We start from the raw sequence: 14,856 nt of genomic DNA on the forward strand, positions 1-14,856 counted from the left end.
ACGCACGCCGGCGTGTGGGCCGTGGACTCGGCAAAGGCGGTCGCAGCGGGGCTCCGCTGCCGACCGATCCGCGAGACGGTCGCGGACACCTGGGCCTGGTTGAACGCCGGCCGCCGCCCTGTGAGCCACCCTCGTTGGGCGAAGCACGGCATCGCCCCCGAAAAAGAGGAGAAGATCCTCGCTTCCGAGGGCGACGGGACACCACCCCCACCGGCACCAACGCCTCCGCCTACACCTACGACCCCACCGGCAACACCACCACCCGCACCCTCCATGGCGACAAACAAACCCTCACCTGGGACCCCGAAGGCCACCTGTCCAGGGTCACCGAACCCACTGGCGACAAGGACACCAAAACCACCAGCTACCTCTACGACGCCTACGGCAACCGCCTGATCACCCGCACCGACACCAAGACCACCCTCACTCTCGGCGACCACACCGAAGTCACCCTCGACAAGGGCTCCGACACCCCCAAAGCCACCCGCTGCATCCCCCTGGGCGGCGGCAACCAGGCCGTCCTGACCGATGACGGCACCTACACCGTCACCCTCGCCGACCACCAGGGCACCGGCCAACTCGCCGTCAGCACCGCCGACCAAACCCTCGTTCAACGCCGCGCCCTCCCCTTCGGCGGCCCCCGAGGCACCCAACCGCGCACCTGGCCCGGCACCAAAGGCTTCGTCGGCGGCACCAACGACACCACCGACACCGGCCTCACCCACCTCGGCGCCCGCGAATACGACCCCGACACCGGCCGCTTCCTCTCCGTCGACCCCGTCATGGACCTGACGGACCCCCAACAAATCAACGGCTACACGTACAGCAACAACAACCCCACCACCTTCAGCGACCCCGACGGGAAACTCTTCGCCGACCCCGACGGCTCCGGACGCGGCTACGGCGTTGTCCAGAACAAAGGCGGCGGCATGCGCCTCTCCACCAAACCCAACTGGAAGATCGGCCCCCGCTCATGCATCCAGCCGTACTGTGGCGGGTACTCAGAAGAGCGCCGTGGCAGCATTGGCGGCCGAGCCAGCGCCGCCTACCGGTCAGGTCTTCCAGGAGTCTCGAAGATCAACCCGCTTGACCCGTCCGAGCCTCAGATCATTGCCCTCTGGGCTCTTGGCGCAGCGCCGACGGTGTGGCAGTTCTGGGAGGGCGACGCATTTACCGAGGACGTCAAGAACATGGACTGGATATGGATCGTCAAGGCCATGCTGGCGAACCTCAAGGGGAAGTCGGTGGGAGACGAGGCCGATGCGAATTCGATCAGCTACCACGCCACCTACGCAGCCGACTTGTACCATCTTCCCGTATGGGCGCTTCCCGCGTTCGACGGAATACGCTTCACCGATCGCGCTCTTGGAATGGATTCAGCTGGTCCGGCCGCGGCGCAGGCGATACTCGGGTCCTACACGCTTCGCGCCCAATTCGACTCCTATGACGCGAAGACGCAAACCGCCGGCGTAACGTTCACACTCAAAAATCCGATGACTCGCACTTCGGCCACGCGGGACCCAAGCGCATCCGGGTACGAGAAGGGAGAGGGAAATCCTCTCCTGAAGCGAGTGTCTGAAATGGGGCTGGATTTTGCTCCGGGTGGACAGAAAGACGCGTTCATGGCAGTCCATTGGCGGGATCAAATCAAGATGAGACACCCACTCAACGACAAGTGATGCACTCTCGCATGTCACAACAAGAGCGGAAACCCGGGCAAACTGCAATGCGCTACAGAAGACTCCCCTCCTTGGGGCTCGCACTATTCGCCTTCCTTGCGACTTCGTGTGCGACGACATACAAACCGCTACCGCCGGCACCTCACTTCGAAACAAAGGCACTTCTGGGAGAGTGGCGCGGTCCCGAAGGGGCCCGTCTAACCCTGAGCAGCGCAGGGACGCTCACAGCGGTGAAACTTCGGGGCCAAGAAATGGATTTCGATGACCGCTGGAGCCTCTCCGGCAAAGGGAGCTGGCGCGTCCTTGACTCCTACAAGGGTGGCCTCACTGTCGCCGAAGGAAACATGGTGCAACTAACGATCAAGAAAGGGGAGTCGCATAGTGCGAAGATTGGGCAGGGGGATCTGGACGGTTCCAATGATGTCCCTCAGGGGCGCAAAACGAGCCCAACTACCTACACTTGGGCGATGAGCGTCAAGGAGGAAGGGAAGGCCCTGCGCCTCTACTACGTAGTGGGTGACCCTGACGCGCGATGGTTGTGCAAATTCACCCACATTTAAATCTCCTGCCACAGGAGACGGTTGAGCTAGTGGACGCCGACTTGCTGCGTGCCCACCACCAGGTGATCCCGCTGTCGGCAGGAATTGGCACTTCGAACTCGACTGCGGTCCCGTTGAAGGGCGGCAGGGTCGGCGGTCCGGTGGCCCGGCAGGGACCGCTGGTAGCCCTTCCCGGAGCCTTGGAGACGGCGAGCTGCTGCCACCGACCGTCGCCCCCGCCGCCGATGCAGGGCTCGGAATCGCAGGTCATGCCGCTCGGAACCAGCAACTTCCCAGGGATTTTTCAGGGACTTTCAGCTCTGTCCGAGGGGCTTCCCAGGGACTTTCCGTTGAGTAAGCGAGAAAGATCCCGACAGCTCCGAAAGGCACAAAGCCCCAGGTCGGGGACGGTTTCCTGTCAGCTGACGACGTTCACGAGGCTGCATCGCCGGGCAGGCCACGCTGGCGCCGCGGGCTGCGTGGCTAGGAGGCCGCCCGGGGCGGGATGAGCCGCCCGAACGCGGCGCCGCTGTTGGCGCTACCCCGGGGGGAACTCCCCCTGGAATAGCGCCAGTTGGCGACGTCGTCGGGGCCCTCAGTACGAGTAGAACCCCGACCCGCTCTTGCGCCCCAGCCGCCCCGCGTCGACCATGCGGGCCAGGAGCGGCGGCGCGGCGTACAGCGGCTCCTTGTACTCCTCGTACATCGAGGCGGCGACCGAGGCGACGGTGTCCAGGCCGATCAGGTCGGAGAGCTTGAGCGGGCCCATCGGGTGGGCGCAGCCCAGCTCCATGCCGTTGTCGATGTCCTCGCGGCTGGCCATGCCCGACTCGAACATCCGGATCGCGGAGAGGAGGTACGGGATGAGCAGGGCGTTCACCACGAAGCCCGAGCGGTCCTGGGCGCGGATGGCGTGCTTGCCCAGGACGTTCTGGACCAGCGCCTCGGCGCGCGCGATCGTCTCGTCGCCGGTGGTCAGCGCGGGGATCAGCTCGACGAGCTGCTGCACCGGCGCCGGGTTGAAGAAGTGGATCCCGATGACCTGGTCGGGGCGGGAGGTGGCGACGGCCAGCTTCACCAGCGGGATCGAGGAGGTGTTGGACGCCAAGATCGCATCCGGGCGGGTCACGACCTGGTCGAGGACCTGGAAGATCTCCGTCTTGACCTGCTCGTTCTCCACGACGGCCTCGATGACGAGGTCACGGTCGGCGAACTCCCCGAGGTCCGTGGTGAAGCTCAGGCGGGCGAGCGCGGAGTCCCGTTCGGCGGGGGTGATCTTGCCGCGGTCGGCGGCCTTGCCGAGCGAGTTCGTCAGTCGGGTGCGTCCCAGCTCCAGGGCTTCGCCGGTGGTCTCGGCGACCATGACCTCCAGCCCGGAGCGTGCGCACACCTCGGCGATTCCGGCGCCCATCTGACCGCAGCCGACGACGCCGACGCGTGCGATGTCGGTGAAAGTGTCCGTCACCTCGTGCCTTTCGCTGATCTACGGGACCGGCGGGGCTCCGTAGGGGTGCCGGACCCGCCTGGCCCCCCAAGTTACTCGTACGGGTACGGGCCTCCTGGCGCCGGGGCGGGCATTCTGACCTCCAAGAATCAGGCCAAAGATGGACAAGTTGGGGGTATTTGATGAGACCGATCACACGCCGGAGCTTCACCGTGGCGGCGCTCGGGGCCACCGCGTGGCGCACCGGCGGACCCGTGGCCACCGCCGCGGACCTCGCCGGACACCCGGCACCGTCCGGCGGGGCGGGCCCCGCGCGGGCCCGCCCGCGCCCCGCGCTGCGCGGGATGTGGCTGGCGACCGTCGCCCACCGCGACTGGCCCTCCCGCCCCGGCCTGCCGCCCGCCGAGGCACGCCGGGAACTCCTCGCCCTGCTCGACGCCGCCGCCGGCCGCCGCCTCAACGCGGTCTTCTTCCAGGTGCGGCCCACCGCCGACGCCCTGTGGCCGTCACCGTACGAACCGTGGTCGGTCCACCTCACCGGACAGCAGGGCCGCGATCCGGGCTGGGACCCGCTGGGGTACGCGGTCCACGAGGCGCACCGCCGGGGCCTGGAGCTGCACGCCTGGTGCAACCCGTACCGCATCGCCCTCCACGACGACCCGGGGCGCCTGACGCCGTCCCATCCGGCGCGCCGCCACCCGCACTGGGTGGTGCGGTACGGCGGCAAGCTGTACTACGACCCGGGGCTGCCGGAGGTCCGGCGCTTCGTCCAGGACGCGTTCCTGGACGCGGTGCGCCGCTACCGCGTCGACGGGCTCCACTTCGACGACTACTTCTACCCGTATCCGGTCGCGGGCGAGGAGTTCGCCGACGACGCCTCGTACGCGGCGTACGGCACGGGCTTCCCGGACCGGGCGGCCTGGCGGCGGCAGAACACCGAACTGCTGGTGCGGGAGACGGCGGCGCGGGTCGCGGCGGTGTGCGGGGCCACCGGGCGGCGGGTGCGGTTCGGGGTCGGTCCCTTCGCCGTCTGGCGCAACCGCGCCACCGACCCGGCGGGCTCGGACACCTGCGCCGGGGTGCAGACCTACGACGACCTCTACGCCGACACCCGGCGCTGGGCCCGGCTGGGACTGCTCGACTACCTCGCCCCGCAGGCGTACTGGCACCTCGGCTTCGAGGCGGCGGACTACGCGCGGATCGTGCCGTGGTGGGCGCGGACGGTGGCCGGCACCGGCGTGGACCTCTACCTCGGGGAGGCCCTCTACAAGGCGGGCGGCCCGGCGCAGCCCGCGCCCTGGCAGGACCCGGCGGAACTCTCCCGCCACCTCACCTTCGCGCACCGGTATCCGCAGGTGGGCGGCCATGTCTTCTTCGCCGCCACGGAGGTGGCCGCCGATCCGTCGGGGGCGATGGCGCGGGTGGTGGCGGACCACTACCGGTAGGACCCGCTCCGGACACCGCCGCGTGGGCGGCGCCCGGAGCGGGTCCGTGGCGTCGGTCGGGTGGGGCGTCCTGGACGGGGCTCAGCGGGTCCGGTGGCTCGGTTCCGTGTGGCGGACGACCGTGTCGGGGCCGGGCGACATGATCGTCTCGTGGCCCGATTCGTCGCGGACGCGGAAGGGGGGATCGCCGTGCTCGCCCAGCACTTCGATGATCTCGACGACGTGGTCCCGGTGTCCGACGGTTCTGCCGTGCACCAGCAGCCGGTCGCCCTTGGTCGCATGCATCAGGGGTCCTCCCGCCTGGGAAGGCCGTGCCGCCGCTCGGCCGGGCGGCCTGGCCAACGGAGTACGGGCCGGGGCGGCCCGGACGGCGGTACATGCCGCTGCGGCCAGTTTACGTCCGGGGGCGAATGGCGCATCCGGCGCGCGAAGGGGGCGTCCGGGGCGGCCCGGCCCCGGAACTCCACCTCAGCCCCTGCTGCGCTGGGTGACCACGATGCAGGCCAGCACCAGCAGAGCCGCCACCGGGGCCGCGGGCGGCAGATGTTCGCCGAGCAGGGTGACCGACCAGACCAGCGTCAGCAGCGGCTGCGCCAGTTGGATCTGGCTGGCGCGGGCGACCCCGATGGCCGCCATCCCGCGGTACCAGACGACCATCCCGGCAAAGGTCGAACCCGCCGCCAGCCACACCAGCCCGGCCACCGCGTGCGGCGTCGGGTGCGGCGGCTCGGCGGCGAGCGCGAGGGCCGAGCCCGCGGCCGTCACCGGCAGCGCCAGGACCAGCGCCCAGCCGATCACCTCCCAGCCGGGCATGGCGCGGGCCAGCCGGCCGCCCTCGGCGTACCCCGCGGCGCAGACCAGCAGCGCCGCGAAGAGGAAGAGGTCACCGGTGCCCGGGCGGCCACCGCTCTGCTGGAGGGCGAACGCGATGACCACCGCCGCACCGGTCAGCGCCGCGATCCAGAACGTCCGCGACGGCCGCGTCCCGGTGCGCAGCGCGGCGAACGCGGCGGTGGTCAGCGGCAGCAGACCGACGACCACCGCCGCGTGCGAGGTGGTCGTCGTCTCCAGGGCGAGCGTGGTCAGCAGCGGGAAGCCGAGGACGATCCCGCAGGTCACGACGGCGATACCGGGCCAGTGGCGCCGTACGGGCAGCGGGGTGCGGCGCACCGCGAAGCAGGCGCCGGCGACGGCGGCGGCCAGGACGCTGCGCAGCATCACGACCGTCCACGGCCCCAGGCCCTCCAGTGCCCAGACGGTCGCCGGGAAGGTGAGCGAGAAGGCGGCGACGCCGAGCGCGGCGAGGAGGACGCCGCCGCGGGCGGTGTCGGGGGGAGGGGCGGAAGCGGCTCCGGCGGGCGGCGCGGTGGCCGCGGGCCGGGCCGCGGCCGGTGTGGTGCCGGGGGCCGGGGGCCGGGCCGAAGGGGCGTCGACCGTTATCCTCGCGGCGCCGGTAGCGCTATCGTGTGCTCTCATGCATGAGCGTAGCAGCGTCGCCGAACTGGCCGCAGCCCTCCGGAAAGAGGTCAACCGCTACTCGGCAGGAGAGAAACTGCCGTCGAGCCGTGCGCTGCGGGAGCGGTACCGCGTCAGCCCGGTGACGGTCTCCCGGGCGCTCGCCGAGCTGGCCGCCGAGGGCCTGGTCACCACCCGGCCCGGCGCCGGGGTCTTCCGCGCCGCCCCGCCCGCCCGCGCCGCGCGCCCCGTCGACACCTCCTGGCAGGAGATCGCGCTGAGCGCCGAGGGGGGCGCGGACCAGGTGCCGCGCAGTGTGGACGCCTCCGGGGTGATCGCCACCCTCGCGGGGCCGCCGCCCGGTGTCGTCGAGCTGAGCGGCGGCTACCTCCACCCCGACCTCCAGCCCGAACGGGCCCTGGCCGCCGCGCTGGCCCGGGCCGGCCGGCGCCCCGGGGCCTGGCGGCGGCCGCCGATGGCGGGCGTGGACGAGCTGCGGGCGTGGTTCGCGCGGGAGATCGGCGGGCCGGGCGGCGCGCTGGCCCCCAGCGACGTGCTGATCACGGCGGGCGGCCAGAGCGCCCTGACCGCCGCGCTGCGGGCGCTCGCCCCGCCCGGCGCGCCGGTGCTCGTCGAGTCCCCGACCTACCCCGGCGTCCTGGCCGTCGCCCGCGCGTCCGGGCTGCGGCCGGTACCGGTGCCGGTCGATGCGGACGGCGTACGGACCGACCTCCTCGCCGATGCCTTCCGGGCCAGCGGCGCCCGGCTCTTCGTCTGCCAGCCGCTGTTCCAGAACCCGACGGGCGCGGTGCTCCCGGCCGAGCGGCGGGCCGAGGTGCTGCGGGTGGCACGGGCGGCCGGGGCGTTCGTCATCGAGGACGACTTCGCCCGCCGCCTCTCCCACGAGCCCGCGTCCGCGCTGCCGCCGACGCTGATCTCCGACGACGAGCACGGCACCGTCGTCCATGTCGGCTCGCTGACGAAGGTGACGTCCCCGAGCCTGCGGGTGGGGGCGCTGGCCGCCCGCGGTCCCGTCCTCGACCGGTTGCGCGCCATCCAGGTCGTCGACAGCTTCTTCGTCCCCGGGCCGCTCCAGGAGACCGCGCTGGAGCTGGTCGGCTCACCGTCCTGGCCGCGTCATCTCCGGCTGATCTCCAAGGAGTTGGCGGCCCGCCGGGACGCGCTGACCACCGCACTGCACACCCAGCTGCCGGACCTGGTGGGCGCGGACGGAGGCAGGGCGCTGACCGTGCCCCGGGGCGGCTGCTACCTCTGGCTGCGGCTGCCGGACGGCACCTCGGAGGAGGCGCTGGCCGGTGCGGCGCTGCGGGCCGGGGTCTCCGTCGCCCGGGGCCGCCCGTACTTCCCCGCCGAGCCGCCCGCGGCCCATCTGCGCCTCGCCTTCGCCTCGGCCTCCGGCCCCGCCGAACTCGCCGAGGGCGTACAGCGCCTGGCCACCGCCTGGCGGGAGGTCGCGCCGTAGCGCTCCGGCCGGAAAGGGCTCGACGTCCGCCCCGCCGGTCTGCGACTCTCCGGCCATGAATCCACAACTTCCCCCGGGCTACGAGCTGTCCACGGAACCGGCCCGGCTGGACCACGAGCGGCTGCACCGCTGGCTGTCCGAGGACAGCTACTGGGCGTCCGGCCGCAGCCGGGAGCGGCAGGAGCGGGCGGTGGCCGGCTCGCTCAACTTCGGGCTGTACGCCACCGGTTCGGGACGCCAGGCGGCGTATGCGCGGGTCGTCACCGACCATGCCACCTTCGCCTGGCTCTGCGATGTCTACGTCGATCCGGCCGACCGCGGCCGGGGCCTGGGCACCGCCCTCGTCGAGGCGGTCGCCGCCGATCTCACGGCGCGCGGACTGCCGCGGATCGTGCTCGCCACCCGGGACGCCCACGGTGTCTACGAGAAGGCCGGGTTCCGGCCGCTGCCGGTGCCCGGGGAGTGGATGGCGCGACCGCTCGCCGCTCCCGACACGCCCGGGCGCTGACCGCTGTTCCCCGTCCGGCCCAGCCGCCACCCGGTCGGCGGAGCGCCGCCCGTGACCTGCGCGGATGATGGTGCTCGGGGCCTGCGGCGCGGATTGCGGGCCCGGACCGAGGTGCGCCGGGCGGGCGGCCGGGGTCTCCTCGGTGCATGTTCATACGGCATGTCCTCCGACACGCACCGGCCACCGGCGCCCTCGCGGCCTCGCTGGCCCTGACCGGCGCCGGGCCGGTCCTCGCCGCGGGCGACGCCCACCGGGCGGTCGTCCAGCCCGACCCGGTCGCCCCCGGGGAGGAGTTCTCGGTCTCCGACGGCGGCAACTGCCCCGGGGAGAGCGGCGAGGCGACGTTCGACGGCGCGGGCATACCGACGATGAAACTGTCGACGCTCCGCGACCAGGTGGGCGGCACCGGGCGGGTCCCCGATTCCGTCGAACCCGGTTCGTACAAGGTGACCGTGGTCTGCGGCGGCGGTGAGGACGGCGGGAGCGGCGGCGGGAGCGGTCGGCGGCCCGGGGCGCAGGGGCCGTCGGCGGGCGACGGGCCGGTACCTCAGAGCGATCCGGGCGCCGTGGCACCCGGCGGCGGTCCGCCGGGCGGGTCGTCCCCCGGCGGCGGGACGCCGCCCACCGACGGTCTGCCCGGAGCCGGAGCCGGAGCCGGAGCCGGTACGGTGCCCGCCCCCGGGGGCCTCGGCCCGTCCGGCGGCGCGCTGCTGCCCGGCGACGGGTCCCCCGGCGCGCCGGTGGACCCGGGAGGCGCGGCCGGCGCCGGGCAGCCCGCCGGGGGCCCGGTGGACGGCGCGGCGGCGGGCGGCGGTCCGGCGGGTGCGGTCACGGCCCGGGCGGTGTCCGCCGTACGGGCGAGCGGCGCCGCGCCGGCGGACGGTGGCAGGGGGCGCGGGCCCGGGAGGACCACGCTGACCGGCACCCTGACGGTGGTCGCCGCCGACCACGGCCGGCTGCCCAAGGGCGGCTCCGACACCGGCCTCGGCGGCGCCGCGGGCACCGGCCTGGGCACCACCGCGCTGGGCGGCGCCCTGCTGGCCGGGGCGGTCGGCTGGGGCGTCGTCGACCACCGCCGCCGGAGCCGGGAGGAGGGGCAGGACTGAGCGGGGCGACGGCCGCCACGGGATGCGCGCGCACGGCGCGCGCCCCGGCAACCGCCGCGGGGCGCAGCCGGCCCGCACGGCCCCGCCCGTGGATCACGTCAGCGACGCCTCCTGGAAATCCTCCGGCACCAGCTGGAGCAGCTCCTCGCGGCTCGGGGACGTCTGGCGGCTGAGACGGCCCGCCTGCCGGGTGACGAGGGATTCGAAGACCTTGCGGGCGTAGCGGGCGTTGCCGAAGTTGCGGTCCCTGGGCACCGACGCGAAGTGCGCGCGCAGTAGCGCCTCCAGCTCCGGGGCACAGGTGTAGCCGCCCGCCTTCGCCTGCCGGTTCACGATGATCACCAGCTCGTCGGCGTCGTAGTTGCCGAACTCCACCCGCTGCGAGAAACGGGAGGTCAGACCGGGGTTGGAGGCGAGGAACGCGCCCATCTCCGCCTCGTATCCGGCGGCGATGACGACGACGTCGTCGCGGTGGTCCTCCATCAGCTTGACGAGGGTGTCCACCGCCTCCTGCCCGAAGTCGCTGCCGCCGCGCTCGGACGGCGTCAGGGTGTACGCCTCGTCGATGAAGAGCACCCCGCCGCGCGCCTTGTCGAACGCCTCGGTGGTCATCTGCGCGGTGTGGCCGACGTACCGGCCGACCAGATCGGCGCGCGCCACCTCCACCACCTGGCCGCCGGCGAGCACCCCCAGCGCCTTGAGCAGCTTGGCGTAGAGCCGCGCCACGGTGGTCTTGCCGGTGCCGGGCGGGCCGACGAAGACCAGATGGCGGCTGAGCGACGGCGACGGCAGCCCCGCCGCCTCCCGCTGCCGGGCGTTGGCCAGCAGATGCACCAGGTCCGAGACCTGCCGCTTGGCCTCCGCCAGCCCCACCATCTGCTCCAACTCGCCGAGCAGCGACTCCAGTTGACCCTCGTCGCCGCCCGCCGCATGTGCACCGACGCCGGAACCGGCGATCTCGCCGAGATCCTGCGGCAGCAGCCGGACCATGTCGGCGGGGGTGGCGTTCACCTCGTTCGCCAACCGGAACGCCTGCCGGTCCACCATCTCCTCGAACACCCCGCGGGCGGCCCGGCCGTTGCCGAACGTCTCGTCCCGCGTCATCTGCCGGAAGAGCTTGTCGAGCCCGTCCCGGGCGGCCGGGTCGAGGGCGTACTCGTGCCGCTCGCAGATGCTCTCGACGATGGTCACCAGCTCGTCCACCGTGTAGTTGGGGAACTCCACGGTGCGGTTGAACCGCGAGGCCATGCCCGGGTTCGACGACAGGAAGCTGCGCATCTGCGAGGAGTACCCGGCGGCGATGACGACGACGTCGTCGCGGTGGTCCTCCATCAGCTTGACGAGCGTGTCCACCGCCTCCCGCCCGAAGTCGGGGCCGCCGGAGCCGGACTGGGCGGTGAGGGTGTACGCCTCGTCGATGAAGAGCACCCCGCCGAGCGCCTTGTTGAACGCCTCCGTCGTCTTGATCGCCGTACCGCCGACGACCTGCGCCACCAGATCCTGGCGCGCCACCTCCACCAGATGCCCGTACCGCAGCACCTCCAGCTCGGCGAGGATCGTGCCGTAGAGGCGGGCCACGGTGGTCTTGCCGGTGCCCGGCGGCCCGGCGAAGACGAGGTGACGGCTCATCGGCGGCACCGTCATGCCCATCTCCTCGCGGCGCCGCGCCATGCGGTTGAGGCTGACCAGCGTGGTCACCTCGTGCTTGACGGAGGCCAGCCCGACCAGCTGGTCCAGCTCCTCCAGCGGCGACGCGGGGGCCTTCTTCTTCTCCTTCTTCGCGTCCGTGCGGGCGGGCCCGGCCGCGTCCGGCCCGGCACCCTCCGGCGCACCGGCGGCGTTGTCCGTCGCACCGGTCGCCGCGTCCCAGGCGGCGCTGCTCGCCGCCGGCACGTCCGCACCGCCGTACGCCGGCTCGCCGCGCCCGGCCGCGCCGCGCTCCGCCGGGCCGTCCGCCGCGTCGCCGTGGATGTCGGCCAGCCCGTTGCCGCGCGACATCACCTCCTCCAGCAGGGCGTTCTCGCTGACCACCGTGCGGTGCACCCCGGCGCCGCCGTTCTCCCAGGTGGAGACGGAGCGCAGCGCGAACTGCCCGTCGGTGTGCGTCAGGATGCCGTCGCCGCGGTTGCCGAAGACCTCGCAGCCGGTGAAGGTGCCCGAGCCGCCGGCCGCCACCAGGATGCCGTTGCGCTCCCCGTCGTGGAAGCGCGACTGCGTCGCCACGACGTTGGCGCCCGAGCCGACCGACAGCCCGTCACCGCCGGTACCGGCCACATCGCAGTCCCGCAGCCGCGCCGACGCGGTGCCGGACACGGCTATCCCCGCCGCGCCGCTCTGCCGCACGACCAGCAGCGTCAGCCGCGCGCGGGCCTCGCCGCCGATCTGGACGCCGGTGCGCCGGACGCCGGTGATCTCCAGGTCCTCGAACCGGCCCTGGCTGGTGTCGCACGCCTCCAGGCCGTGCGCGCCGCCGCCGGTCAGCACCGTACGGCGCAGCGTCGGCCGGGCGTCCTCCGCCACCCGCAGGCCGATGCCCTGCGGCTCCGTGACCGTCAGCCGGTCCAGCTCCGGTACGCAGTCCTGCGTCAGCTCCACACCGGTGCCCCGGACATCGGCGACCCGCAGGTCCGTGAAGACCGGCCGGGCCGCACCGCCCACCCACAGACCGGTGTCCTCGCTCGCCTCGATCGCGCAGTCCTCGAACCGCCCCCGCGCCGAGTCGTACATCCGCACCCCCTGCCCGGCGCTGCGGACCACCCGCAGCCGCCGCACCAGCGGATCGGCGTGCTCGGCGACGGTCACGCCCTCCTTGCCGGTCTCCTCGACCCGGCAGTCCTCGATCAGCACCTGGTTGCGGCTGGCCAGGTGCAGGCCGACGGCCTTCGTGCGGTGGATGCGGCAGCGCAGCAGCCGGGTCGCGCTGTCGTCCTCCAGCGCGACGCCGGGCTGCGCCGTCCCGGAGAAGTCGCAGTCCTCGACGGTGCCCTGGCCGTGTCCGCTGACGTACAGGCCGTTGCCGCGCGCGTCGCGGACGGTGCAGCGGCGCACCAGCGGGTCGCCGTGGTCGCCGATGACGATGCCGGACGCGCCGAGGTCGGCCAGCCGGCAGTCCTCGATGACGCTCTCCGCCTCGCTGGTGACGACGATCCCGGCGCCCTTGGGGTTGGTCACCTCGCAGTTGCGCATGGCGAGGGTGCCGGTGTCGCGGGCGAGGACGGTGGCCCACGCCGCGCCGCCGACCTCGCAGCCGTCCAGCTCCAGCTGACCGTCGGCCACATCCACGGCCGGGCGCTCCGGGTCGCTGCCGTGCACCACCAGACCGGTCAGCTTCACCGCCTCGGCGGCCACCGTGACCGCGGAGCCGGTGCGCGGCGCGATCCGCACCGTGCCGAGGCCCTCCGCGGCGACGACGGTCACGATGCCGGTGAACACCAGCGCCTCGGCGTACCGGCCCGGGGCCACGGTGATCAGCGCCCCGCTCGGCGCCGCCTGCACCGCCTCCGCGATCGTCGCGAACGCCCCGGACCCGTCTGGCCCCACGGCCAGCACCTGACGGCTCATCGCCGCTAACTCCCTCCAGGGCCCGGCACCGTGACGGCACCGGGCCCGAACGTGCTCACTCTGCGCGGCATTCGGCCTTCACCTGGGCGGCGGCGACATGCGCCAGCGTCGAGGTGTCGCCCTCCCAGTCCTGCCCGGCGTTGGTCACCCGGAGGGTGAACCGGCCGCCCTCCACGTGGACCGTGGTGCCGAGCACCCAGCTTCCCTTGTTGCGAGGCTGGTCGATGTGGAACCCGGCGAGGTCCCCGCCGTACCACTTGGTGCCCTTGTGCACCGAGTATCGCGCGGGAGCCCCGCCCACCTCCACCGGGCTCTTTCCCTGGGGGATGTAGACGGAGATGCGGCAACTTGCCGACTTCATCCCGGAATTGAACTGCCAGTACGCGGTCACGTCCGAGTCCGGCGAGTCCGCGTCGCCCGACATCGGTATCGCCCGGGAGCCGCCCCCGCAGCCCCCGGCCGTCGACCCGCCGGTCCGCGTCAGCCACCCCTCCTTGCCGTCGCCGTACGCGCCGATCTCGTGGTACGAGGCGCCGGCGGACGTCCCGCAGGTCGGCCCGGCGAACGCGGTGAACGTCTTGGTCGCCAGCGTCTTGACGTGCGCCTCGGAGCCGGAGCCCTTGTCGTCCGCGCCCGCCTTGTCGCCGTGGTCGGCACTGCCGGCGGTCGGGTCGGCGCGGTGGGTGGCGTCGCCGTCGGTGTGCGGTCCGGAGCCGGAGCCGCCGGTGCTGCCGTCGCCGGGGGCGTTCCCGCTGCCGGCGGGGGCCTGGCTGTCCGTCCGGGGGGCGGTGCCGCCGTCGTTGCGGACGCCGCCGGGGACGGGCACGAAACCCTTGCCGCCGTCGCTCCCGGCATCCGGCAGCGGCTGCGTCAGGTCCCCGGCGGCGTTCGCCGGCGACGCCGCGAAGGACTTGCTCAGCGCGGAGATCGCGAACGGCGCGCCCAGCAGCACCACTCCGGCCAGCGCCGCGCCCGCCACCACACCGGGGGAGACCCGGCTGCCGCTCTCCGCCTTGGCGCCCGCGCCCGCCGCGCCCGCCGCGCCGGCTGCCCCGCCCGCCGCGCCCGCCGCCGCGTCCGCGCGGCGGAAGAGACCGAGGCCGCGCCGCCCGGCGGACGCCTTCTTCCCGGCGGCTGCGGCTGCCGGGGCGGGGGCTGCCTCGGCCGTCACGGAGGCGGCGGCGGTGGCGGTCTCCCCGGTCTCCTCCGCGGCCGTGCCGCCGTCCGCCCCGGGCCCGGCCTCCGCCGTCTCTTCCTCCTCGGCCTCCGCGGCCCCGGGCAGCGGCGCACCGGGACGCAGCACGGTCGCCCCGGCGGCTCCGCCGGTGGCCGCCGGGGGCTCGTCCGGGGTGTCCGCCGCGGGGTCCGGCTGCTCCTGCCCGGGGCGCGGGGCCGTCCCGCCGGCCGGGGTCTTCGCGGTGCCCGCCGACGTGGTGGGGGTGTCCGTGTCCGCCGCCGGGGCGCTCCGGTCCGGCGGCGGTGCGTCGGTCACGGGCGCGGAGGTGTCGCCGGTCGCCCCGGCGGCACCGGCCTCTTTCGCGCTGCGGGAGTTCGCCGTCTCGTCGGTCATGATGAGTTCCGCTTCACTCGTCGGGTGTTCGGGTGGGGGGTGTGGACACCGCCGCGCGGGACGCGG

The 14,856-nt window shown here is 73.5% G+C and carries 11 protein-coding genes; 6 read left to right on the forward strand and 5 right to left on the reverse strand.

Going from position 1 to position 14,856, the window contains the following annotated elements; genetic code table 11:
• Nucleotides 1-134 precede the first annotated feature (134 nt).
• Both ACF1BH_RS09315 and ACF1BH_RS09320 read left to right on the forward strand, forming a co-directional pair.
• The gene (locus ACF1BH_RS09315; RefSeq protein ID WP_391641810.1) at nucleotides 135-1,679 is read left to right on the forward strand and encodes an RHS repeat domain-containing protein; all 1,545 of its coding nucleotides are present in this window, start codon (nucleotides 135-137) and stop codon (nucleotides 1,677-1,679) included.
• A 251-nt stretch (nucleotides 1,680-1,930) separates the two neighbouring features.
• Nucleotides 1,931-2,239: a hypothetical protein gene (locus tag ACF1BH_RS09320; RefSeq protein ID WP_391641811.1), complete on the forward strand. Its 309-nt coding sequence runs from the start codon at nucleotides 1,931-1,933 to the stop codon at nucleotides 2,237-2,239.
• A 574-nt stretch (nucleotides 2,240-2,813) separates the two neighbouring features.
• Here ACF1BH_RS09320 and ACF1BH_RS09325 read toward each other — a convergent pair.
• Nucleotides 2,814-3,683 (reverse strand): 3-hydroxybutyryl-CoA dehydrogenase, encoded by an 870-nt coding sequence (locus ACF1BH_RS09325; RefSeq protein WP_391641812.1) that lies wholly within the window; start codon nucleotides 3,681-3,683, stop codon nucleotides 2,814-2,816.
• Between the two features lie 161 nt (nucleotides 3,684-3,844).
• On the opposite strand from ACF1BH_RS09325, the gene ACF1BH_RS09330 reads away from it, so the two are divergent.
• On the forward strand, nucleotides 3,845-5,107 hold the full coding sequence (locus ACF1BH_RS09330; protein WP_391641813.1) for a glycoside hydrolase family 10 protein: 1,263 nt from the start codon (nucleotides 3,845-3,847) through the stop codon (nucleotides 5,105-5,107).
• A gap of 81 nt (nucleotides 5,108-5,188) precedes the next feature.
• Here ACF1BH_RS09330 and ACF1BH_RS09335 read toward each other — a convergent pair whose 3' ends face one another.
• Both ACF1BH_RS09335 and ACF1BH_RS09340 read right to left on the reverse strand, forming a co-directional pair.
• Nucleotides 5,189-5,392 (reverse strand): DUF1918 domain-containing protein, encoded by a 204-nt coding sequence (locus ACF1BH_RS09335; RefSeq protein ID WP_391641814.1) that lies wholly within the window; start codon nucleotides 5,390-5,392, stop codon nucleotides 5,189-5,191.
• 183 nt (nucleotides 5,393-5,575) lie between these two features.
• Entirely contained in the window at nucleotides 5,576-6,583 is a 1,008-nt protein-coding gene (locus ACF1BH_RS09340) for a DMT family transporter (RefSeq protein ID WP_391641815.1), read from the reverse strand.
• Here ACF1BH_RS09340 and ACF1BH_RS09345 point away from each other — a divergent pair.
• The 3 genes from ACF1BH_RS09345 to ACF1BH_RS09355 all read left to right on the forward strand — a co-directional run bounded on the left by ACF1BH_RS09345 (nucleotide 6,582) and on the right by ACF1BH_RS09355 (nucleotide 9,659).
• Nucleotides 6,582-8,045 (forward strand): PLP-dependent aminotransferase family protein, encoded by a 1,464-nt coding sequence (locus tag ACF1BH_RS09345; RefSeq protein WP_391641816.1) that lies wholly within the window; start codon nucleotides 6,582-6,584, stop codon nucleotides 8,043-8,045. The two genes, ACF1BH_RS09340 and ACF1BH_RS09345, sit on opposite strands and share 2 nt — an antisense overlap.
• Nucleotides 8,046-8,100: 55 nt before the next feature.
• Nucleotides 8,101-8,553: a GNAT family N-acetyltransferase gene (locus ACF1BH_RS09350; RefSeq protein ID WP_391641817.1), complete on the forward strand. Its 453-nt coding sequence runs from the start codon at nucleotides 8,101-8,103 to the stop codon at nucleotides 8,551-8,553.
• 146 nt (nucleotides 8,554-8,699) lie between these two features.
• Nucleotides 8,700-9,659 carry a hypothetical protein gene (locus ACF1BH_RS09355; protein ID WP_391641818.1) on the forward strand — a complete coding sequence of 320 codons (960 nt, stop codon included), beginning with the start codon at nucleotides 8,700-8,702 and terminating at the stop codon, nucleotides 9,657-9,659.
• A 93-nt stretch (nucleotides 9,660-9,752) separates the two neighbouring features.
• On the opposite strand, the gene ACF1BH_RS09360 is transcribed toward ACF1BH_RS09355, so the two are convergent.
• Both ACF1BH_RS09360 and ACF1BH_RS09365 read right to left on the reverse strand, forming a co-directional pair.
• Complete coding sequence (locus ACF1BH_RS09360) at nucleotides 9,753-13,220, reverse strand: right-handed parallel beta-helix repeat-containing protein (protein WP_391641819.1); 3,468 nt, start codon at nucleotides 13,218-13,220, stop codon at nucleotides 9,753-9,755.
• A 55-nt stretch (nucleotides 13,221-13,275) separates the two neighbouring features.
• Nucleotides 13,276-14,790, reverse strand: coding sequence for a hypothetical protein (locus ACF1BH_RS09365; RefSeq protein WP_391641820.1), 1,515 nt, complete (start codon nucleotides 14,788-14,790; stop codon nucleotides 13,276-13,278).
• Between the last annotated feature and the right edge of the window lie 66 nt (nucleotides 14,791-14,856).

The sequence above is a fragment of the Streptomyces sp. NPDC014733 genome (assembly GCF_043083385.1).
Classification (GTDB): domain Bacteria; phylum Actinomycetota; class Actinomycetes; order Streptomycetales; family Streptomycetaceae; genus Streptomyces.